Here is a 19897-nt window from a genome sequence, read left to right as displayed (position 1 = left end):
TGTGCGCCGGCTCGATGCTGCGGCGGTCCGTGGAATTCCAGCACAGTGCAGGATCTCCAACAAGGCCCGTTGGTCGAGCCGTGACCTAGGTGACACCAAGTGAGGGTGAGACTACCTGTCGTAGAACCTGATCCCACTCATATCGGACGTATGCCCGCGAGCCGACGGGGTGCGAGGGGTGTCCCAGTCGCCATGATCAGGAGCGGAATGAGGGCTTCAGGTGGTCAATGTCCGTTTCGACACGGTCGATTGCGAGTCTGAGTTGACCGTTTTGTCCGTGCTTCCGTGAGCAAACTCACATGCCGATTGAGGGTCTTGGCGGCGTCCAGTGGGAACCGCGTGTTTAGCCTGACGCTTTACAAGAGGGATGTTTCTGCCAACCCGCGCCCGGAGACCCGGCCCCCGAGGCCCCTCCGCGGCGCCTCGTCACGACAGGGCTCGTACAACCGTGAAGACGACGATGATCCGCACGATAGCCAACCCGCGGCGCACGACGCTGGCGCACCTCGACGGCGCCGACGAACTGCAGACCCCGCAGCAGCCGGAGCACTCGCTCGACCTTCCCGCTCAGACCGCGAACCCCAAGCGCACCATCCTCCAGGAGATCCCCGTCGCCGCCACCGCCGCCGTCTAGTACGGGGACCGACGGCCGATCGTTCATTCGGTCGCGAGCACGCGGTCGTACGGAGGTCAGGGCGCCCGCGGTGATGCGCGAGGCGCCCGCCCCTGCCCGCGCTAGCCTGGAGCGTCAGACTCCAGCCGGCTCAAGTGAGGGGCGCAAGATCCCGTGCGCATCGCCAGATTCTCCATCGACGGGAACGTCGCCTTCGGCGCGGTCGAGGGCGACAGGCCGGACGAGCTCGTCCTCGACATCATCAAGGGCATCCCGTTCGCGGACTTCGAGCTCTCCGGCACCAAGGTCCCGCTGAGCAAGGTCAGGCTGCTGCCGCCGGTCCTCCCCAACAAGGTCGTGGCGTTCGGCCGCAACTACGCCGAGCACGCGCGCGAGCTCGGCAACGACGTCCCGGACGCCCCGTTCGCCTTCTTCAAGCCGTCCACCTCGGTGATCGGCCCCGGCGACGAGATCCAGTACCCGCCCTTCACCGAGGACCTCCACCACGAGGCCGAACTGGCCGTCGTCATCGGCCGTATGTGCCGCGAGGTCCCGCGCGAGCGCGTCAAGGACGTGATCTTCGGCTTCACCTGCGCCAACGACATCACCGCCCGTGACGTGCAGAAGCGCGAGAAGCAGTGGGCGCGGGCCAAGGGCTTCGACACCGCCTGCCCGCTGGGCCCCTGGGTGGAGACGGACCTGGACCTTCAGGCCGCGGCCGACCTGACCATCCAGCTCACCGTCAACGGCGAACAGCGCCAGCTCGGCCGCACCAGCGAGATGATCCACTCCATCGAGGAGCTGATCGTCAACATCTCCGAGGCCATGACGCTGCTCCCGGGCGACGTGATCCTCACGGGCACCCCGGCAGGGGTCGGCCCCCTCAACGTCGGCGACGAGGTCGCCGTCACCATCGAAGGCATCGGCACTCTCACCAACAAGGTTGTCAAGCGTGGCTAGCGCACCCGTCCGCGTACGTTTCTGCCCCTCGCCCACCGGTAACCCGCATGTGGGCCTGGTCCGCACCGCCCTGTTCAACTGGGCATTCGCCCGGCACCACCAGGGCACGCTCGTCTTCCGCATCGAGGACACCGACGCGGCTCGCGACTCCGAGGAGTCGTACCAGCAGCTGCTCGACTCCATGCGCTGGCTGGGCTTCGACTGGGACGAGGGCCCCGAGATCGGCGGCCCGCACGCACCGTACCGCCAGTCGCAGCGCATGGACCTCTACAAGGACGTCGCGGCCAAGCTCCTGGACGGCGGCCACGCCTACCACTGCTACTGCTCCCAGGAGGAGCTGGACACCCGCCGCGAGGCCGCCCGCGCCGCCGGCAAGCCCTCCGGCTACGACGGCCACTGCCGAGACCTGTCCGAGACGCAGGTCGAGGAGTACAAGGCCCAGGGCCGCACCCCGATCGTCCGCTTCCGTATCCCCGACGAGACGATCACCTTCACGGACCTGGTCCGCGGCGAGCTGACCTTCACCCCGGAGAACGTCCCGGACTACGGCATCGTCCGTGCGAACGGCGCCCCGCTGTACACGCTGGTCAACCCGGTCGACGACGCCCTGATGGAGATCACCCACGTTCTGCGCGGCGAGGATCTGCTCTCCTCCACGCCTCGTCAGATCGCCCTCTACAAGGCACTGACCGAACTCGGCATCGCCAAGCGGATCCCGGCCTTCGGCCACCTGCCGTACGTGATGGGCGAGGGCAACAAGAAGCTCTCCAAGCGCGACCCGCAGTCCTCGCTCAACCTCTACCGCGAGCGCGGCTTCCTGCCGGAGGGCCTGCTCAACTACCTCTCGCTGCTCGGCTGGTCGCTCTCCGCCGACCAGGACATCTTCACCACGGCCGAGATGGTCGCGGCCTTCGACATCGCGGACGTGAACCCCAACCCGGCCCGCTTCGACCTCAAGAAGTGCGAGTCGATCAACGGCGACCACATCCGCATGCTGGATGTGAAGGACTTCACCGAGCGCTGCCGCCCGTGGCTCCAGGCCCCCTTCGCCCCCTGGGCCCCGGAGGCGTTCGACGAGGTGAAGTGGCAGGCGATCGCCCCGCACGCCCAGACCCGCCTGAAGGTGCTGTCGGAGATCACGGACAACGTCGACTTCCTGTTCCTGCCGGAGCCGGTGTTCGACGAGCCGTCCTGGACGAAGGCCATGAAGGAGGGCTCGGACGCCCTGCTGCGGACGGCCCGCGAGAAGCTGGAGGCGGCCGACTGGACGTCCCCGGACTCCCTGAAGGAGGCCGTCCTGGCCGCCGGTGAGGCCCACGGCCTCAAGCTCGGCAAGGCCCAGGCCCCGGTCCGCGTCGCCGTCACCGGTCGCACGGTGGGCCTGCCGCTCTTCGAGTCCCTGGAGGTCCTGGGCAAGGAGACGACGCTGGCCCGGATCGACGCGGCGCTGGCGAAGCTGGCGGCGTAGACCCTGACAGCGGTGAGGGGCGGCAGCGACGGCTGCCGCCCCTCACCGCTGTGCGCCCGGGACCGGTGGAGGGCGTGGGCCGCATGATCGCGAACTTCTGCCGAACTCTTGTACGAAGATCATCGCTCGTGCATAGTTCCAGCTCGAACCACTCACGCCCGCCGTCAGGCGACGCGTAGTCCTGTGCTCACCGCAAGGAGTCACATGTCCCACGCCCGACGTTTCGCGATCGCAGCCATCGCGGCCTCGGCCCTCACCCTGGCGACGGCCACCGCGTCCCACGCCGCCTCGTACACGGCCTCGTCCAGCAACAGCTGCGGAGCCGTGTACTTCTACGGCTACGGCGACACCTTCAAGTTCCTCGACGTCTGCTCCGACGGCAAGGGCGTGCGTCTGCAGTACACGAGCCCCACGACGGGCACCCCGTCCACCAGCCACACCAAGATCCACGTGGACTACACCGGCGGCTACACCGGCTACGACCTGAACGACGCGTACGTCTACGACACCGACATGAACGAGAACGCCTGCTTCTACTTCCGCGTCGGTCACGTGGACAACGGCGCCTACGTCAGCGGCTCCTACGGCCCCTGGGTCATGGCCTGCGCCGGCAACTAGTCCGCTGCGCGGCCGACGGACGGAGCCGGGTGTCGCAGGCTACCGTCGCGTCATGAGCATTCGTGCCGTGATCTGGGACGTCGACGACACTCTTTTCGACTACACGCGCGCCGACCGGGCCGGAATGCGCCTGCACCTGATGGCCGAGGGCCTGCTGGACGCGTACGACAGCGTCCAGCAGGCCCTCGCGCGCTGGCGGGAGGTCACCGACGGCCAGTGGGCGAGGTTCTCCGCCGGCGAGGTCTCCTTCGAGGGGCAGCGCCGCGACCGGGTGCGCGTCTTCCTGGGCGAGGAGCTGACCGACGACGCCGCCGACGCCTGGTTCCAGCGCTACCTCACGCACTACGAGACCGCCTGGGCCCTCTTCCCGGACGTCCTGCCGGTCCTGGACGCCCTCGCGGCCAGTCATCGGCACGCGGTGCTGTCCAACTCCAGCATCCATGTCCAGGACCGCAAGCTGCGCGTGCTCGGCGTGCACGACCGGTTCGAGGCGATCCTGTGCGCCGCCGAGCTCGGCGTCTCCAAGCCGGAGGCCGGCGCCTTCCACGCGGCCTGCGCCGCCCTCGACCTGGCCCCGCACGAGGTCGCGTACGTCGGCGACCACCCGGAGATCGACGGCCGCGGCGCGGCGCAGGCCGGGCTGCTGTCGGTGTGGATCGACCGTGACGGCGTGTACACCGGCGACGACGGCCCCGGCGGACCGCACCGGATCGCGTCCCTCTCCGAACTCCCCGCGCTCCTCGGCGCCGATACCCGTTTTGGAGCCCCGTCCACCTTCGGGTAATGTTCTTCCTGCGCCGCCGGGGAGCGGGCCGAAAGGCCGGAATCCCGGGGGAGCGAACTAGAACAAGATCCCCTCTGGGGCTTGCGTTCCAGTGGCCTATGGTGTAATTGGCAGCACGACTGATTCTGGTTCAGTTAGTCTTGGTTCGAGTCCAGGTAGGCCAGCTCGCAGAGCTCATCTGCAAAGCCCCCGTTGTGTAGCGGCCTAGCACGCTGCCCTCTCAAGGCAGTAGCGCCGGTTCGAATCCGGTCGGGGGTACAGATCCTTCCCGCGAGGATGGTCAGGGTAGCTCCCGCCGACCTCGATGCAGGATCGCTAGGGCCCCCGTTGTGTAGCGGCCTAGCACGCCGCCCTCTCAAGGCGGTAGCGCCGGTTCGAATCCGGTCGGGGGTACTGACTGGTCTAAACCACATTGGTCTATGGTGTAATTGGCAGCACGACTGATTCTGGTTCAGTTAGTCTTGGTTCGAGTCCAGGTAGACCAGCTCGGACCTGCGGAAACGCAGGCTCCACGCCCCCGTTGTGTAGCGGCCTAGCACGCCGCCCTCTCAAGGCGGTAGCGCCGGTTCGAATCCGGTCGGGGGTACACAGTGAAGGCCCTCCACTTCGGTGGGGGGCCTTCGTCATGCCCTGGCCCGTCCTCAGGACTTCTCGCCGAAGCCGTACCGCCGTGCCGACTCCTCCTCCTGGGCCAGCCGGTGCAGGGCCTGGAGCATCGGCTCGACCAGGATCGCCCCCAGGACCGCCGTCTCGACCTTCTCCGCCTCCGAGGCGTGGGTCTCCACGAAGTCCAGGTCGAGGACGGCCGCCCCATGCATCAACCGGGCGTATTCCAGCAGCAGTTGAGGGTCCCATTCGTAACCGAGGCGCCTGAGGGCGGCCATCGCCACCACCAGGGAGCGGTAGGAGGGCGAGATGGTCACCAGGGACTGGGCGTTCGACCAGCCCAGGGACTCCAGCAGCCGGTCCGCCGCCTCGTGGGCGGACCGCACGAACTCGTCGTCCTCGTCCGGTTCGCGGACCTGTGGCAACGCCCACAGTGCCGCGCCCATCCGGATCGTCCGGGGCAGGGAGTCGTCGTCGACGTGCCCGAGGACCTCGCGGATCGTGGCCACCGGGACGCGGCCGATCTGGATCATCGCGCGCACCAGACGGAGCCGGCGCAGATGCTCCTCGTCGTACTCCGCGGTGCGGGCGTTGATCTGGCGACCGGGCTCCAACAGCCCTTCGCGCAGGTAGTACTTGATCGTCGCGATGGGCACCCCACTGCGCTCGCTGAGCTCGGCCAGCCGCATCTCTTGCGCCCCTCCTTGGGAAGTGCCACTATCCAAGCACCGCTCAGAAGGATAGTGCCGCTATCCGACGGGGGGCCAGGGGCCGTCATCCAGGGGGCGCCATGTGCGCGAAACCGGTGTTGGGGCGTACGACCGCGGACGCCGAAGGCGACTTGGTGGTCCTGCTCATCGGGATGCCGATCAACCGCTTCTGGGCGGTGCACCAGTGGCTGCGGTCATGCTGTCGATGTTCCCCATGCCCCGGGAGTCCAAGGAGAAGCCGTACGCGTACGCCACCGCGCCGGAGATGTTCCACCACCGCGTGTGGGGGATCGTCAACCGCAAGGAGCGGGCGGGAGAGGCGCGTGGGCATGTCGGGATCCGGCACGAGGCCCATGTCGTGCCCGAGGGGGCGTACGAGTCGGTCTACGCGGACATGCCGGCCATCGGGCTCGCGGCGGCGCACGGGCAGGGGCCGGTCGAGAGGCGTGGGCGTTGTGCGAAGGACCGGTATGCGTACCGGTCGGCGGCCGAAGCGGCCGAAGAGACCCGGTGAGCCGGGGGGATCGGGGGAGGGGGAGGGCCCGCCGCGGCGTTGAGGCGGGTCCTCCCCAGTGACGTTTCCCGTGAGGGTGCCCGGGCTCAGCCCGAGCGGCGCAGGGCCTCGGACAGACGGCTGGCGGCGTCGATGACCGCCTGGGCGTGCATGCGGCCGGGGTGGCGGGTGAGGCGCTCGATGGGGCCGGAGACCGACACGGCGGCCACCACCCGGTTCGACGGGCCGCGTACGGGCGCGGAGACGGACGCGACGCCCGGCTCGCGCTCGCCGATCGACTGGGCCCAGCCCCGGCGTCGTACGCCCGAGAGCGCGGTGGCCGTGAAGCGGGCGCCCTGCAGGCCCCGGTGCAGGCGCTCCGGCTCCTCCCAGGCCATCAGGATCTGCGCCGAGGAACCCGCCTTCATGGTGAGCGTCGAGCCGACCGGGACCGTGTCCCGCAGGCCGGACAGACGCTCCGCCGCCGCGACGCAGATGCGCATGTCGCCTTGGCGGCGGTAGAGCTGCGCGCTCTCGCCGGTGACGTCCCGGAGGTGAGTGAGGACCGGGCCGGCCGTGGCGAGGAGACGGTCCTCACCGGCCGCCGCGGCCAGTTCCGCGAGCCGGGGGCCGAGAATGAAACGGCCCTGCATGTCACGCGCCACCATGCGGTGGTGTTCGAGGGCCACGGCCAGTCGATGGGCCGTGGGTCGTGCCAATCCGGTGGCCGAGACGAGCCCCGCGAGGGTGGCCGGACCGGACTCCAGGGCGCTCAGGACAAGGGCTGCCTTGTCCAGAACGCCGACGCCGCTACTGTTGTCCATGAAACGATACTCGCGTCTCACTCTGTGAAACGCAAGTTCAATTTTCCGTGGAACACGCCACTCTGGAAGAACGAAGGCAGAGCGGCCCGTGAACAGGACGGGCCCGGCGGCGGACGCCCGGAAGCAGGGGCGCAGGCGCCGGTCGCCTTCTCAAGATCTCTAGTTGGGCCGGTGGACCGTATGCCGGCCGGAGGGAAAGCGATGGGTAGGACACTCGCGGAGAAGGTCTGGGACGACCACGTCGTCCGGCGCGCCGAGGGCGAGCCCGACCTCCTCTTCATCGATCTGCACCTGCTGCACGAGGTGACCAGCCCGCAGGCCTTCGACGGCCTTCGCAAGAGCGGTCGCCCGGTGCGCCGGCTCGACCTGACCATCGCCACCGAGGACCACAACACCCCGACCCTCGACATCGACAAGCCCATCGCCGACCCGGTCTCCCGGGTCCAGCTGGAGACGCTGCGCAAGAACGCCGCCGAGTTCGGCGTGCGTCTGCACCCGCTCGGTGACGTCGAGCAGGGCGTCGTGCACGTCGTCGGCCCGCAGCTGGGTCTGACCCAGCCCGGCATGACCGTCGTCTGCGGCGACTCCCACACCTCCACGCACGGCGCCTTCGGCGGTCTGGCGTTCGGCATCGGCACCTCCCAGGTGGAGCACGTGCTGGCCACCCAGACGCTGCCCATGGCCCGTCCGAAGACCATGGCCATCACGGTCAACGGCGAACTGCCCGAGGGCGTCACCGCCAAGGACCTGATCCTGGCGATCATCGCCAAGATCGGTACGGGCGGCGGCCAGGGCTACGTCCTGGAGTACCGCGGCGAGGCCATCGAGAAGCTCTCGATGGAGGCCCGGATGACCATCTGCAACATGTCGATCGAGGCCGGCGCCCGGGCGGGCATGATCGCCCCCGACGAGACCACCTTCGAGTACCTCAAGGGCCGTCCGCACGCCCCCGAGGGCGAGGACTGGGACGCGGCCGTCGCGTACTGGAAGACGCTGAAGACGGACGAGGACGCCGAGTTCGACGCCGAGGTCGTCATCGAGGCCGCCGAACTGTCGCCGTTCGTCACCTGGGGCACCAACCCGGGCCAGGGCGCTCCGCTTTCGGCGTCCGTCCCCGACCCGGCTTCGTACGAAGACGCTTCGGAGCGCCTCGCCGCCGAAAAGGCCCTGGAGTACATGGGGTTGGAGGCCGGCCAGCCGCTGCGCTCCATCAAGGTGGACACCGTCTTCGTAGGCTCCTGCACCAACGGCCGCATCGAGGACCTGCGCGCCGCGGCCGAGCTCGTGAAGGGCCGCAAAGTCGCCGACGGCGTACGGATGCTGGTCGTCCCCGGTTCCGCGCGGGTGGGTCTGCAGGCCGTCTCCGAGGGCCTGGACGTCGTCTTCAAGGAGGCCGGGGCCGAGTGGCGGCACGCGGGCTGCTCGATGTGCCTGGGCATGAACCCGGACCAGCTGGCCCCGGGTGAGCGCTCCGCGTCCACCTCCAACCGCAACTTCGAGGGCCGGCAGGGCAAGGGCGGCCGTACCCACCTGGTGTCGCCGCAGGTCGCGGCGGCCACCGCGGTCCTGGGCCACCTGGCCTCCCCGGCCGACCTGTCCGACGCCGAGACCCGTACGCCCGCTGGAGTCTGAGAAGTCATGGAAGCATTCACCAAGCACACCGGCCGGGCCGTCCCGCTGCGCCGCTCCAACGTCGACACCGACCAGATCATCCCTGCTCACTGGCTCAAGAAGGTGACCAGGGACGGGTTCGAGGACGGGCTGTTCGAGGCCTGGCGCAAGGACGAGAGCTTCATCCTCAACCAGCCCGAGCGACAGGGCGCGACGGTCCTGGTCGCCGGTCCCGACTTCGGTACCGGTTCCTCCCGTGAGCACGCGGTCTGGGCGCTGCAGAACTACGGCTTCAAGACCGTGATCTCCTCCCGCTTCGCCGACATCTTCCGTGGCAACTCGCTCAAGAACGGCCTGCTCACGGTGGTTCTGGAGCAGAAGATCGTGGACGCGCTGTGGGAGCTCACCGAGAAGGACCCGACGGCTGAGGTCACTGTGGACCTTGAGGCGCGTGAGGTGCGCGCCGAGGGCATCACCGCCTCCTTCGAGCTGGACGAGAACTCCCGCTGGCGGCTGCTGAACGGCCTCGACGACATCTCGATCACCCTCCAGAACGAGGCCGACATCGCGGCCTACGAGGCGAAGCGCCCCTCCTTCAAGCCGCGCACGCTTCAGACCTGATCCGAAACGACGGTCCGGAGGTTCGGCGCAAGGCGACTTTCGGCCACCGCAACACTCACGCAGTACCCCCGATCAGCTCCGATCGGGGGTACTGCCATGTCTGCACCCGAACGGCCCTGCTCCGGTTCGAATCAAGTTCAACTTCCCACGTTACGGCGGGTGTTACCGGGGTACGCGAGTCTCATGCCCGCGGCTTTCGCAAGTGCCCGGAAGGCCATTTGAGGCCGGAGTTGCACCCCTGGCAGGCGACAACTCGCCCCAGATGGCACAATCTGTGCATGGAACACGACGGCCAACTCGAGCTCTATGCGGCAGTCGCGGACCAACTCAAGGAAGCGCACACAAGGGTGCGCGCACTGCAAGTCCCGGAGGGCGTACGGATGGCGCTGACCCGGAAGCTGCTGGTCATTACGGCCGCGGCCAAGCACGACGTCGCCGAAGCGACAAGGCGTCTGGAGCGGTTCATCGCGGATCTCGACGCGGGGCGATTCCCCGAAGAGGAACGCTGAACACCTTCGAGACAGTCGAGTCTGTTGCGGCACAAGGGTGATTAGCCCGTTTCGTGTTTGATTTGCGGTATATATCTGCCTAACGTGCGAAAAAGCTTGAACACTTTCGTTCTGGCGATGTCTCCGAAGGGGAAGACGTGAACAAGGCGCAGCTCGTAGAAGCGATTGCCGACAAGATGGGCGGCCGCCAGCAGGCCGCCGATGCTGTCGACCACGTACTGGACGCCATCGTCCGCGCGGTCGTCGCCGGTGAGCGGGTCTCCGTCACCGGCTTCGGTTCGTTCGAGAAGGTCGACCGTCCGGCTCGTTACGCCCGCAACCCCCAGACGGGCGAGCGGGTTCGGGTCAAGAAGACCTCGGTTCCCCGCTTCCGTGCGGGTCAGGGCTTCAAGGACCTGGTGAGCGGCTCGAAGAAGCTCCCGCGGGGCGGCGAGGTCTCGGTGAAGAAGGCGCCCAAGGGCAGCCTGACCGGTGGCGCCTCGGCGACGGTCAAGAAGGCCGCCGCGAAGAAGACCACCAAGGCCGCCGCCGCGAAGAAGACGACCGCGAAGAAGACCACCGCGAAGAAGACCACGGCCGCGGCGAAGAAGACCACCGCGAAGAAGGCGCCGGCGAAGAAGACCACGACGGCCGCCAAGACCACCGCGGCGAAGAAGACCACCGCCAAGAAGGCCCCGGCGAAGAAGGCGACCGCCAAGAAGGCGCCCGCCAAGAAGTCGACGGCTCGCAAGACCACGGCCAAGAAGGCCACCGCTCGCAAGAGGTAGGAACGCTGGGGCACTCACGCGCCGGGCCGGACTCCGTGGGGAGTCCGGCCCGCGGCGTGTATGGGACGCGGTGCCCGCTCAGAACGTCTGCAGCGTCACCAGCGTGATCCGCAGGGACTCGCCCTCGCCCGCCGTCTCGATGCGGACCCGCTGCCCGGGGCGCAGCAGCCGCAGGCCGCCCGCGTCGAAGGCCGGGGCGTCGAAGGGGACGGGGGTGCCGTCGTCGAGGAGCACGCTGCCGGTGCGGGATCCGGCGTCGTAGGTGTAAGCGGTGGCCTGCATGACGGTCAGCCTAGTGTCCGCCGGGTGAGAGGGCGCGCCGTGGGCTTTCGGCTCCCTGGCGGGCGCGGACGCGTCATGGCCGCTCGCCCGGTCCCCGCACCCCTGGGGTGAGGGAGCTACGGCTCCCTGATCAGCAGCCGGGCCGCCATCGCCGCCGTGCGCGGGCCTACGCCCAGGGCCAACGCGGAGCGCAGGTCGTCTCCCGTGTCCACGTCCTGGCGTACGGAGTCCACGTCGTCGAGGCGCAGCTCCACCGCCCCGGAGGCGCGGTGACGGGCCCGGGAGTCCTCGCCGAACGCGGGAAGCAGTTCCCGGCCCGGGGTCGCGGCCAGCAAGGTCGTGCCCAGCGCTGCCGCGTCCGGGAGGAATGCGCGGGGGAATTCCGCGGCCGCGTCCAGGACCCGGGCCAGTTCCAAAGGGCGCAGCGCCGGGAGGTCCGCGTTCAGGGCGGCCACGGCGCCGTCGGGGCGGGAGGCGCGTACGGCCGCCGCCGCGTGCTCCAGTGCCGCGTTCAGGCCACCGCCGGGCTCGTCGGGGACGATGTGCGCGCCCAGTGCGCCCAGCTCACGGCCGGCCAGGGCGTCGTCCGTGACGACAGCCACATCCTTCACCGCCGGGCAGGCCAGCGCCGCGGCCACGGTGTCCTGCGCGAACGCCAGGGCGAGGCCGGGCCGCAGCCCGTCGGTGGCGGTGTCCGACAGCCTGCTCTTCGCCCGCGCCAAGGGCTTCACGGGTATGACCAAGGTCCATTGCACGAGCGTTTCGTCCCTCTCCAGTCGCGGTCATTGTCACTCAGCAGTCGCCAGGGGCATCCGGCGGCCGGGGCGGCGGGGCGTACGGTGTTCTCGACAGACCGGCGGCCTGGGGCGACACTTGTGCGGCCCCCCGGCCCGATGTCATTGATCCCTAGAGGAAGGTGTCCGCGTGCCCCGCCGCAGAATCGGCTTCTGGTACCGCTTCGCCGCGGTGATCTGCAAACCGCCGCTGGTGGTTCTGATCAAGCGGGACTGGCGCGGAATGGAGCACATTCCGGCCGAGGGCGGATTTATCACCGCGGTGAACCACAATTCGCACATCGATCCCTTCGCATACGCGCACTTTCAGTACAACACCGGCCGGGTGCCGCGATTCCTCGCGAAGAGCGGGCTTTTCAAGAAGGGATTCATCGGCGCCGCGATGCGCGGCACCGGTCAGATCCCCGTCTACCGGGAGACCACGGACGCGCTGAGCGCCTTCCGGGCCGCGATCGCCGCCGTGGAGCGCGGTGAGTGCGTCGCGTTCTACCCGGAGGGCACCCTCACCCGCGACCCGGACCAGTGGCCCATGACCGCCAAGACCGGTGCCGCACGGGTCGCCCTGCAGACCAGGTGCCCGGTGATCCCGGTGGCGCAGTGGGGCGCCAACGAGTTGCTGCCGCCGTACGCCAAGAAACCCAACGTCCTTCCGCGCAAGACCCACCGGGTGCTCGCGGGCCCGCCCGTGGACCTGACGCGTTTCTACGACAAGGAGATGACCCCGGAGCTGCTGAAGGAGGCGACCGAGGTCATCATGGCCGCCATCACCCGCCAGCTGGAGGAGATCCGCGGCGAGAAGGCGCCCGAGACGCCGTACGACCCGCGCCAGGAGCGCATCGAACAGCGGCGCAGGACCGCCGCGCAGAACCGGCAGGCGCACGTGGCGAAGGCCGAGCAGGAAGAGGGGCAGGGGACGTGAGCAAGCCCGTCAAGGCGGCCGTCATGGGCACCGGGTCGTGGGGCACCGCCTTCGGCATGGTCCTCGCCGACGCGGGGTGCGAGGTGACCCTCTGGGCGCGTCGCGCCGACCTCGCGGAAGCGGTCAACTCCACGCGGACCAACCCGGACTACCTCCCCGGCGTCGAACTCCCCGAGAACCTGCGCGCCACCCCGGACGCCGCCGAAGCCGCGCACGACGCCGACTTCACCGTCCTCGCCATCCCCTCGCAGACGCTGCGCGGCAACCTCGCCGAATGGACCCCGCTGCTCGCGCCCGGAACGACCCTCGTCTCGCTGATGAAGGGCGTCGAGCTGGGCTCCGCGATGCGGATGAGCGAGGTCATCGAGGATGTCGCCAAGGTCGGTTCGGACCGCATCGCCGTGGTCACCGGCCCCAACCTCGCCCGGGAGATCGCCGCGCGGATGCCCGCCGCCGCCGTGGTCGCCTGCACCGACGAGGCCGTCGCCCAGCGCCTCCAGGCCGCCTGCCACACGCCGTACTTCCGTCCGTACACCAATACGGACGTGGTGGGTTGCGAACTCGGCGGAGCTGTGAAGAACGTCATCGGGCTCGCCGTCGGCATCGCGGACGGCATGGGCCTCGGCGACAACGCCAAGGGCTCGCTCATCACCCGCGGCCTCGCGGAGACGACCAGGCTCGGAATGGCACTGGGCGCCGACCCGCTGACGTTCTCCGGACTCGCCGGCCTCGGCGACCTGGTGGCCACCTGTTCCTCGCCGCTGTCGCGCAACCACACCTTCGGCACCAACCTCGGCAAGGGCATGACCCTCCAGGAGACCATCGCGGTCACCAAGCAGACCGCCGAGGGCGTCAAGTCCTGTGAGTCGGTGCTGGATCTGGCCCGCAGGCACGGCGTCGACATGCCGATCACGGAGACCGTCGTCGGCATCGTGCACGAGGGCAAGCCTCCGGTGGTCGCCCTCAAGGAGCTGATGTCGCGCAGCGCCAAGCCGGAGCGACGCTGAGCCGAGCCCGGGCGACGCTGAGCGAACCCCACCCTCCGGACGCTGACTCGGTCCCTACGGGCGGGTACGCTCATCGCGATATGAGCACTGAGAACCTCCCCCAGAGCCCTGACCGGGCTTCGCGCAAGCCGCGGGTCGCCGTCGTGTTCGGCGGTCGCAGCTCCGAGCACGGCATCTCCATGGTCACCGCTGGCGCCATCCTGCGCGCGATCGACCGGACCAAGTACGACGTCCTGCCGATCGGCATCACGCAGAGCGGCCGGTGGGTGCTCACCGCCGACGAACCGGAACGCATGGCGATCACCGAGCGCCGTACGCCCCACGTCGAGGAACTGGCCGAGTCCAGCGAGGGCGGCGTCGTGCTCCCCGTGGACCCGGCCAACCGCGAAGTGGTCTACAGCGAGCCCGGATCGGTGCCCAAGGCGCTCGGTGAGATCGACGTGGTCTTCCCGGTGCTCCACGGCCCCTACGGCGAGGACGGCACCCTCCAGGGCCTTCTGGAGCTCTCCGGAGTGCCGTACGTCGGCTCGGGCGTGCTCGCCTCGGCCGTCGGCCAGGACAAGGAGTACATGAAGCGGGTGTTCACCTCCTTCGGGCTCAAGGTGGGCCCGTACGTGGTGATCCGGCCGCGCGAGTGGGAGCAGGACGAGTCCGCCGCCCGCAAGAAGATCATCGACTTCGCCGGCGACCACGGCTGGCCGCTCTTCGTGAAGCCCGCGCGCGCGGGCTCGTCCATCGGCATCACCAAGGTCGACGACCTGTCCGGCCTGGACGAGGCGATCGCCGAGGCGCAGCGGCACGACCCGAAGATCCTCGTCGAGGCGGCACTGCGCGGCCGGGAGATCGAGTGCGGGGTGCTGGAGTTCGAGGACGGCCCGCGTGCCTCCGTCCCCGCGGAGATCCCGCCGCCGGACGCGCACGCCTACTACGACTTCGAGGCCAAGTACATCGACTCCACGCCCGGCATCGTCCCGGCGCCGCTGACGCCTCAGGAGACGGCCGAGGTGCAGCGCCTGGCGGTGGACGCCTTCGAGGCTGCCTCGTGCGAGGGCCTGGTGCGCGCGGACTTCTTCCTCACCGAGGACGGGGAGTTCGTGATCAACGAGATCAACACCATGCCCGGGTTCACCCCGATCTCGATGTACCCGCAGATGTGGCAGGCGAGCGGGATCAGCTACCCGGACCTGGTGGACATGCTGATCCAGGCGGCGCTGCGGCGGTCCACCGGGCTCAGGTGACGTCCGCGCGGTTCAGTCTCCGCGCGGTTCAGTCGGCGATCCCCTTGGGGATCGCCTTCTTGACGGCCGGCGCCAGATCGATGAGCACGCTCGAACTGTCCCGGCCCTCTTCCACGGTGACCTCGACGTAGGCGCGCCGCAGCGCGGAGGTGAAGCGGTACCCCCCGTCGTCCCGCTTCTCCATCAGCCACCGGACGCCGTTCACGCCACCGGGCACCGCGTCCGGGTCCCGGCCCTCGGCCACCTTGGGATCGAGCATCTTGGGGGGCCGCACGACACCGCACCGCAGTATGATCGCCGCGTCCCCCCACCCGGCGGTCAGCGCGGACTCCGGTGAGGGATCCTCCCGGCTCTCACCGTCCACCTCGGCCGGCAGTACCTTGTCCAGGTTCCGGCACAACTTCGCGGTCTTCGCGCCGGGGCTGGGAACCGCCGCGGTCGCGCTGCCGTCTGCTGATGAGCAGCCCGCGGCGGTGATCAGCAGGACGAGCGCGGGCAGCCCGAGGGTGGAAGTGCGCCGGTGACGGAAAGAGTTCACCGGCCAAGGGTAGACGGGGGCTACAGATGGACGACCGGGCAGGTCAGGGTGCGGGTGATGCCGTCCACCTGCTGGACCTTGGCGACCACCATGCGACCCAGGTCGTCGACGGTGTCGGCCTGGGCGCGCACGATGACGTCGTACGGTCCCGTCACGTCCTCGGCCTGGATGACTCCAGGGATCTTGTTGATCGTCTCGGCGACGGTCGACGCCTTGCCGACCTCCGTCTGGATCAGGATGTACGCCTGTACCACGGAACCTCCAGGGCGGCCACGAGGATCATGTGGGGAAAAGGAACGCCACGGTATCGCGTCGCCGCTCGCCGCGGGGAGACCCCCGGTGACCGGGGCTTGCGCGCCGGGGTGCCGGCACGAAAGAAGTTGACGTACACCTCGACGGTAGCGAGGACACCAGTGACGCGCGACCGGGTGCGGACAGGGACAGAAGGGGCGTAAGGGCAATGAAGGGCACTGTTGGTGAGCTCGGCGAGTTCGGGCTCATCAGGGAGCTCACCTCCCGTCTCACCACCACCCCGGCGGTCCGGGTCGGCCCCGGTGACGACGCCGCGGTGGTGGCCGCACCCGACCGCAGGGTGGTGGCCAGCACCGACATCCTGCTGGAGGGACGGCACTTCCGCCGCGACTGGTCCACCGCCTACGACGTCGGCCGCAAGGCCGCCGCGCAGAACCTCGCGGACATCGCCGCCATGGGCGCCGTGCCGACCGCCCTGCTGCTCGGCCTGGTCGTGCCGGCCGAACTCCCGGTGGCCTGGCCGACCGAGCTGATGGACGGCCTGCGCGACGAGTGCCAGGTCGCGGGCGCCTCGGTGGTCGGCGGAGACGTCGTACGGGGCGACTCCATCATGGTGTCGATCACCGCGCTCGGCGATCTGCGCAACCAGGAGCCCGTCACGCGGGCCGGTGCGCAGCCCGGGGACCTCGTCGCGGTGACCGGCTGGCTGGGCTGGTCGGCCGCCGGATACGCCGTACTCGCCCGGGGCTTCCGCTCGCCGCGCGCCTTCGTGGAGGCCCACCGGCGACCCGAGCCGCCGTATCACGCGGGCCCGGCCGCCGCGGGGCTCGGCGCGACCGCGATGTGCGACGTCAGCGACGGGCTGATCGCCGACCTCGGGCACATCGCCGAGGCCAGCAAGGTGCGCATCGACATCCGCTCCGGCGCCATCGACATCCCGACCCAGATGAACGACATCGGCCAGGCCGTCGGCGTCGACCCCATGCAGTGGGTGCTGACCGGGGGAGAGGACCACGCGATCGTGGCGACCTTCCCGCCGGACGTGAAGCTGCCGGCCCGCTGGAAGGTCATCGGCGAGGTGCTCAACCCCTCGGCGCTGCCCCAGGTGACGGTCGACGGGGCGCCGTGGACCAAGAAGGGCGGCTGGGACCACTTCGGAGGGGACATCGAGTCATGATCCCGAACGTCCTCACGGTCGCGGGCTCCGACTCCGGCGGCGGCGCGGGCATCCAGGCCGACCTGAAGACGATGCTCGCCCTCGGCGTGCACGGCATGAGCGTGATCACCGCGGTCACGGCCCAGAACTCCCTGGGCGTGCAGGGCGCCTGGGAGCTACCGGTGGCGGCCGTGCGGGCCCAGTACCGCAGCGTCGTCGACGACATCGGCGTACAGGCGGTCAAGACGGGGATGCTGGCATCCGCCGAACTCGTCGAGACGGTCGCCGAGTTGATCGGCGGCACGGACGCACCCGTTGTCGTCGACCCGGTGGGTGTCTCCAAGCACGGGGACCCGCTCATCGCGGCTTCCGCGCTCGACTCGGTGCGCACCAAGCTGCTGCCGGTCGCGACCGTGGCCACGCCCAACCTGGACGAGGTGGCGCAACTGACGGGGGTCCACGTCGAGTCGGAGGAGCAGCTTCGGGAGGCCGCGGCCGCGGTTCTGGCGTACGGGCCGCGCTGGGTGCTGATCAAGGGCGGTCATCTGACCGGCGACGCCGTGGACCTGCTGACCGACGGCTCCGAGGAGCACTGGCTGCGGGCGCCTCGCCACGACAACCGGCACACGCACGGCACGGGCTGCACCCTCGCCTCCGCGGTCGCCTCGGGCCTCGCCAAGGGGCTGCCGGTGCCGGAGGCGGTGGCGGCGGCCAAGGAGTACGTCACCGGGGCGATCCGGGCCGGGTTCGCGCTCGGCGGGGGGATCGGGCCGGTGGATCACGGGTGGCGGTTCCGCGGGGGCGCGTAGCGGCTCGGGGCCGTTGTCCGGGCCGAGCCGTCGGCCCTCCCGCCACAGCCGTCGTCCGAGCGCAGCAAAAAGCCGGTCCACTCAAGGTGGACCGGCTTCGTGCGGCGAACCAGCGGTGGCCGCGCGCTCAGCTGAGCGTCAGCGCGAGACCTTGCCGGCCTTGATGCACGAGGTGCAGGCGTTCACGCGCTTCGGCGTCCCGCCGACCACGGTACGCACACGCTGGATGTTCGGGTTCCAGCGACGGGACGTACGGCGGTGCGAGTGCGAGATGTTGTTGCCGAAGCCCGGCCCCTTGCCGCAGACGTCGCAGTTGGCAGCCACGGGTCACTCCAAAGACTTCAGATGCACTTACGGTTGATCCCGGCCTGCCGGGATCGCGATCTAGGATCAGAGATCTGAGTGGCATTGCCAGGGGAATGGCCCGATCGGATCGGGCAACCGGAGCAGCATACAACGACTGCGCCAGCACAACGAAACTACCATGGCTGCTCAGAGCCCGGCTCCCGGCCCTCTTCCGGAGCCCACCGGCCCTGGGTCTACGCTGCGTGCCACGTCCAGCAGCTCAAGGAGGCGCAGGTGGCGCAGGTGCCGCAGACATTCTTCGATGCTCTCGCGGTGCGCACCTGGTGCGGTCTCGCGCTGGAGTCCCTCGGTCGCGCACGCGAGGAGATCGACGCGATCAACGTCTACCCCGTGGCCGACGGGGACACCGGGACCAACCTGTACCTGACCGTGGAGTCGGCCGTCGGTGCGGTGGAGGCGGTGTTCAGCGCGTACGAGGTGGGCAAGCCCACCCTGGCCGACGCCTCCCGCGCGATGGCGCACGGCGCCCTGATCGGGGCCCGGGGCAACTCCGGGACGATCCTCGCCCAGCTGCTGCGGGGCATGGCCCAGGTGCTCGCCGCCGACGGTGAGACGGCTCACACCGACGGCTCCGGACTGCGCCGCGCGCTGCGGCAGGCCGCCGACTCCGCCCGCCAGGCCGTGGCCCACCCCGTCGAGGGCACCGTCCTCACGGTCGCCTCGGCCGCCGCCGACGCGGCCGGCACAGCCGAGGGCGCCGACTGCGGGGCGGTCGCACGGGCCGCGTACGAAGGGGCCCGTGCGGCGCTGGCCGCCACCCCCCGGCAGCTGGCGGTCCTGGAGCGCGCCGGGGTCGTCGACGCCGGCGGGCGGGGGCTGCTCGCGGTGCTCGGTGCGCTCGTGGAGACGTTCACGGGGCAGGCCGCCCCGGCCCCGGTGCCTGCCTTCTGCGGTGCGCACGCGGGCGTGGAGGGCGGTTCCCGGGCCGTCCCCACCGCCGGCGGGAGCCCGTCGGACGCCGACGTCGAGGACTGCGCCGACGTGCTGGACGCGGGCGGGCCCGCCTTCGAGGTGATCTATCTGCTGGAAGCCGAGGACGCGGCCGTGGCGCGGCTGCGGCGGCGGCTCGACGCCCTCGGTGACTCACTGGTCGTCGTCGGCGGCGATGGACTCTGGAACGTCCATGTGCACGTCGACGACGCCGGGGCCGCCGTGGAGGCCGGGGTCGAGGCCGGGCGGCCGTACCGGATCCGGATCACGCACTTCGGGGCCGGCGACGTCCACACCACCGGCGGTGAGCGGCCGCCCCGGGAGCGGGCCCAGCGGGCCGTCGTCGCCGTCGTCCCGGGTGAGGGCCTGGCCGGGCTGTACACCGAGGCCGGAGCCACCACCGTGCTCGCCCGCCCGGGGGAGCCGCCGGCCAGCGGGGAACTCGTGCAGGCGGTACGGCGCGCCCACGCCCGCGAGGTCGTCCTGCTGCCCAACGACGCGGAGCTGCGCCACACCGCGGCGGCGGCGGCCGAACAGGCCCGCGCGGAGGGCATCCGCGTGGCGCTGATCCCGACCCGCTCCGCGGTCCAGGGCATCGCGGCGCTCGCCGTGCACGAGCCGGAGCGCCGCTTCGACGAGGACGTGGTGTCGATGACCTCGGCGGCCGGCGCGACCCGGTACGCCGAGGTCGCGGTCGCCGAGCGGCAGTCCTGGACCATGGCCGGCATCTGCCAGGCCGGTGACGTCCTCGGCCTCATCGACGGGGACGTGGCCGTGATCGGCTCGGACGTCACGGCCACCGCAGAGGCCGTCCTCGACCGTATGCTCGCGGCCGGCGGGGAACTCGTCACCCTCGTCCTCGGCGACGAGGCCCCCGAGGCGATCGCCGAGCACCTCGAAGCACGCGTGCGTGAGTCCTACCTCGCCGTCGACACGGTGGTGTACCGGGGCGGACGGCAGGGGGCGCTGCTGCTCATCGGCGTGGAGTGACGGCCCGCCGGGCCGGGAGCGGACGGCTCGGC

At 70.1% G+C, this 19897-nt stretch carries 22 protein-coding genes, 5 tRNA genes and 1 pseudogene; 21 read left to right on the top strand and 7 right to left on the bottom strand.

Annotation, left to right across the window (positions count from 1 at the left end; translation table 11 throughout):
• Positions 1-448: 448 nt before the first annotated feature.
• The 10 genes from ACFYNL_RS12485 to ACFYNL_RS12440 all read left to right on the top strand — a co-directional run bounded on the left by ACFYNL_RS12485 (position 449) and on the right by ACFYNL_RS12440 (position 5029).
• On the top strand, positions 449-634 hold the full coding sequence (locus ACFYNL_RS12485; protein WP_388801003.1) for a hypothetical protein: 186 nt from the start codon (positions 449-451) through the stop codon (positions 632-634).
• A 153-nt stretch (positions 635-787) separates the two neighbouring features.
• Entirely contained in the window at positions 788-1573 is a 786-nt protein-coding gene (locus ACFYNL_RS12480; RefSeq protein WP_388801000.1) for a fumarylacetoacetate hydrolase family protein, read from the top strand.
• The gene (gene gltX / locus ACFYNL_RS12475; RefSeq protein WP_388800997.1) at positions 1557-3041 is read left to right on the top strand and encodes a glutamate--tRNA ligase; all 1485 of its coding nucleotides are present in this window, start codon (positions 1557-1559) and stop codon (positions 3039-3041) included. Before ACFYNL_RS12480 ends, gltX begins: the two co-directional genes overlap by 17 nt.
• 204 nt (positions 3042-3245) lie before the next feature.
• Positions 3246-3659 carry a hypothetical protein gene (locus ACFYNL_RS12470; RefSeq protein ID WP_388800995.1) on the top strand — a complete coding sequence of 138 codons (414 nt, stop codon included), beginning with the start codon at positions 3246-3248 and terminating at the stop codon, positions 3657-3659.
• 52 nt (positions 3660-3711) lie between these two features.
• A complete protein-coding gene (locus ACFYNL_RS12465; RefSeq protein WP_388800992.1) occupies positions 3712-4443 on the top strand; it encodes an HAD family hydrolase in 732 nt (243 codons plus the stop codon).
• 92 nt (positions 4444-4535) lie between these two features.
• Positions 4536-4607, top strand: a tRNA-Gln gene (locus ACFYNL_RS12460).
• 21 nt (positions 4608-4628) lie between these two features.
• A tRNA-Glu gene (locus ACFYNL_RS12455) sits at positions 4629-4701 on the top strand.
• 62 nt (positions 4702-4763) lie between these two features.
• Positions 4764-4836, top strand: a tRNA-Glu gene (locus tag ACFYNL_RS12450).
• A 20-nt stretch (positions 4837-4856) separates the two neighbouring features.
• Positions 4857-4928: transfer RNA gene (locus ACFYNL_RS12445), tRNA-Gln, on the top strand.
• A gap of 28 nt (positions 4929-4956) precedes the next feature.
• A tRNA-Glu gene (locus tag ACFYNL_RS12440) sits at positions 4957-5029 on the top strand.
• 55 nt (positions 5030-5084) lie between these two features.
• On the opposite strand, the gene ACFYNL_RS12435 is transcribed toward ACFYNL_RS12440, so the two are convergent.
• Positions 5085-5738, bottom strand: a complete 654-nt coding sequence (locus ACFYNL_RS12435; protein ID WP_388800990.1) for a MerR family transcriptional regulator — start codon at positions 5736-5738, stop codon at positions 5085-5087.
• A gap of 101 nt (positions 5739-5839) precedes the next feature.
• On the opposite strand from ACFYNL_RS12435, the pseudogene ACFYNL_RS12430 reads away from it, so the two are divergent.
• Positions 5840-6273: pseudogene (locus ACFYNL_RS12430) on the top strand (monooxygenase family protein).
• Positions 6274-6359: 86 nt separating this feature from the next.
• Here ACFYNL_RS12430 and ndgR read toward each other — a convergent pair.
• On the bottom strand, positions 6360-7076 hold the full coding sequence (gene ndgR, locus ACFYNL_RS12425) for an IclR family transcriptional regulator NdgR (RefSeq protein WP_388800988.1): 717 nt from the start codon (positions 7074-7076) through the stop codon (positions 6360-6362).
• Between the two features lie 201 nt (positions 7077-7277).
• On the opposite strand from ndgR, the gene leuC reads away from it, so the two are divergent.
• The 4 genes from leuC to ACFYNL_RS12405 all read left to right on the top strand — a co-directional run bounded on the left by leuC (position 7278) and on the right by ACFYNL_RS12405 (position 10584).
• Complete coding sequence (gene leuC, locus ACFYNL_RS12420) at positions 7278-8708, top strand: 3-isopropylmalate dehydratase large subunit (protein ID WP_388800986.1); 1431 nt, start codon at positions 7278-7280, stop codon at positions 8706-8708.
• Positions 8709-8714: 6 nt separating this feature from the next.
• Positions 8715-9308, top strand: a complete 594-nt coding sequence (gene leuD, locus ACFYNL_RS12415) for a 3-isopropylmalate dehydratase small subunit (protein WP_388800983.1) — start codon at positions 8715-8717, stop codon at positions 9306-9308.
• Between the two features lie 278 nt (positions 9309-9586).
• Positions 9587-9817 carry a hypothetical protein gene (locus ACFYNL_RS12410; protein WP_093910159.1) on the top strand — a complete coding sequence of 77 codons (231 nt, stop codon included), beginning with the start codon at positions 9587-9589 and terminating at the stop codon, positions 9815-9817.
• Between the two features lie 137 nt (positions 9818-9954).
• The gene (locus tag ACFYNL_RS12405) at positions 9955-10584 is read left to right on the top strand and encodes an HU family DNA-binding protein (RefSeq protein WP_388800980.1); all 630 of its coding nucleotides are present in this window, start codon (positions 9955-9957) and stop codon (positions 10582-10584) included.
• 78 nt (positions 10585-10662) lie between these two features.
• On the opposite strand, the gene ACFYNL_RS12400 is transcribed toward ACFYNL_RS12405, so the two are convergent.
• Together ACFYNL_RS12400 and cofC are read right to left on the bottom strand one after the other, a co-directional pair.
• Positions 10663-10866: a hypothetical protein gene (locus tag ACFYNL_RS12400; RefSeq protein ID WP_388800977.1), complete on the bottom strand. Its 204-nt coding sequence runs from the start codon at positions 10864-10866 to the stop codon at positions 10663-10665.
• Between the two features lie 116 nt (positions 10867-10982).
• Complete coding sequence (gene cofC / locus ACFYNL_RS12395) at positions 10983-11621, bottom strand: 2-phospho-L-lactate guanylyltransferase (RefSeq protein ID WP_388800975.1); 639 nt, start codon at positions 11619-11621, stop codon at positions 10983-10985.
• Between the two features lie 169 nt (positions 11622-11790).
• Here cofC and ACFYNL_RS12390 point away from each other — a divergent pair, with 169 nt between their 5' ends.
• The 3 genes from ACFYNL_RS12390 to ACFYNL_RS12380 all read left to right on the top strand — a co-directional run bounded on the left by ACFYNL_RS12390 (position 11791) and on the right by ACFYNL_RS12380 (position 14824).
• A complete protein-coding gene (locus ACFYNL_RS12390; protein WP_388800972.1) occupies positions 11791-12579 on the top strand; it encodes a lysophospholipid acyltransferase family protein in 789 nt (262 codons plus the stop codon).
• Positions 12576-13586 carry an NAD(P)H-dependent glycerol-3-phosphate dehydrogenase gene (locus ACFYNL_RS12385; protein ID WP_388800969.1) on the top strand — a complete coding sequence of 337 codons (1011 nt, stop codon included), beginning with the start codon at positions 12576-12578 and terminating at the stop codon, positions 13584-13586. Before ACFYNL_RS12390 ends, ACFYNL_RS12385 begins: the two co-directional genes overlap by 4 nt.
• 80 nt (positions 13587-13666) lie before the next feature.
• Positions 13667-14824, top strand: a complete 1158-nt coding sequence (locus ACFYNL_RS12380; RefSeq protein WP_388800966.1) for a D-alanine--D-alanine ligase family protein — start codon at positions 13667-13669, stop codon at positions 14822-14824.
• Between the two features lie 28 nt (positions 14825-14852).
• Here ACFYNL_RS12380 and ACFYNL_RS12375 read toward each other — a convergent pair whose 3' ends face one another.
• Both ACFYNL_RS12375 and ACFYNL_RS12370 read right to left on the bottom strand, forming a co-directional pair.
• Positions 14853-15362: a DUF3515 domain-containing protein gene (locus ACFYNL_RS12375; RefSeq protein WP_388800963.1), complete on the bottom strand. Its 510-nt coding sequence runs from the start codon at positions 15360-15362 to the stop codon at positions 14853-14855.
• A gap of 20 nt (positions 15363-15382) precedes the next feature.
• Complete coding sequence (locus ACFYNL_RS12370) at positions 15383-15616, bottom strand: Lrp/AsnC family transcriptional regulator (RefSeq protein ID WP_030040983.1); 234 nt, start codon at positions 15614-15616, stop codon at positions 15383-15385.
• A 206-nt stretch (positions 15617-15822) separates the two neighbouring features.
• On the opposite strand from ACFYNL_RS12370, the gene ACFYNL_RS12365 reads away from it, so the two are divergent.
• Positions 15823-16791, top strand: coding sequence for a thiamine-phosphate kinase (locus ACFYNL_RS12365; RefSeq protein WP_388800960.1), 969 nt, complete (start codon positions 15823-15825; stop codon positions 16789-16791).
• Positions 16788-17579, top strand: a complete 792-nt coding sequence (gene thiD, locus ACFYNL_RS12360; protein ID WP_388800958.1) for a bifunctional hydroxymethylpyrimidine kinase/phosphomethylpyrimidine kinase — start codon at positions 16788-16790, stop codon at positions 17577-17579. The genes ACFYNL_RS12365 and thiD overlap by 4 nt, the downstream gene beginning before the upstream one ends.
• A 138-nt stretch (positions 17580-17717) precedes the next feature.
• Here the strand turns inward: thiD and rpmB are convergent, their stop codons facing one another.
• Positions 17718-17903: a 50S ribosomal protein L28 gene (gene rpmB / locus ACFYNL_RS12355; RefSeq protein WP_003993230.1), complete on the bottom strand. Its 186-nt coding sequence runs from the start codon at positions 17901-17903 to the stop codon at positions 17718-17720.
• A 255-nt stretch (positions 17904-18158) separates the two neighbouring features.
• On the opposite strand from rpmB, the gene ACFYNL_RS12350 reads away from it, so the two are divergent.
• Complete coding sequence (locus ACFYNL_RS12350) at positions 18159-19865, top strand: DAK2 domain-containing protein (RefSeq protein ID WP_388800956.1); 1707 nt, start codon at positions 18159-18161, stop codon at positions 19863-19865.
• Positions 19866-19897: the final 32 nt, after the last annotated feature.

The organism is Streptomyces sp. NPDC007808 (genome assembly GCF_042868655.1).
In the GTDB taxonomy this organism is placed as follows: domain Bacteria; phylum Actinomycetota; class Actinomycetes; order Streptomycetales; family Streptomycetaceae; genus Streptomyces.
This window is presented reverse-complemented; position numbering and strand designations above follow the sequence as displayed.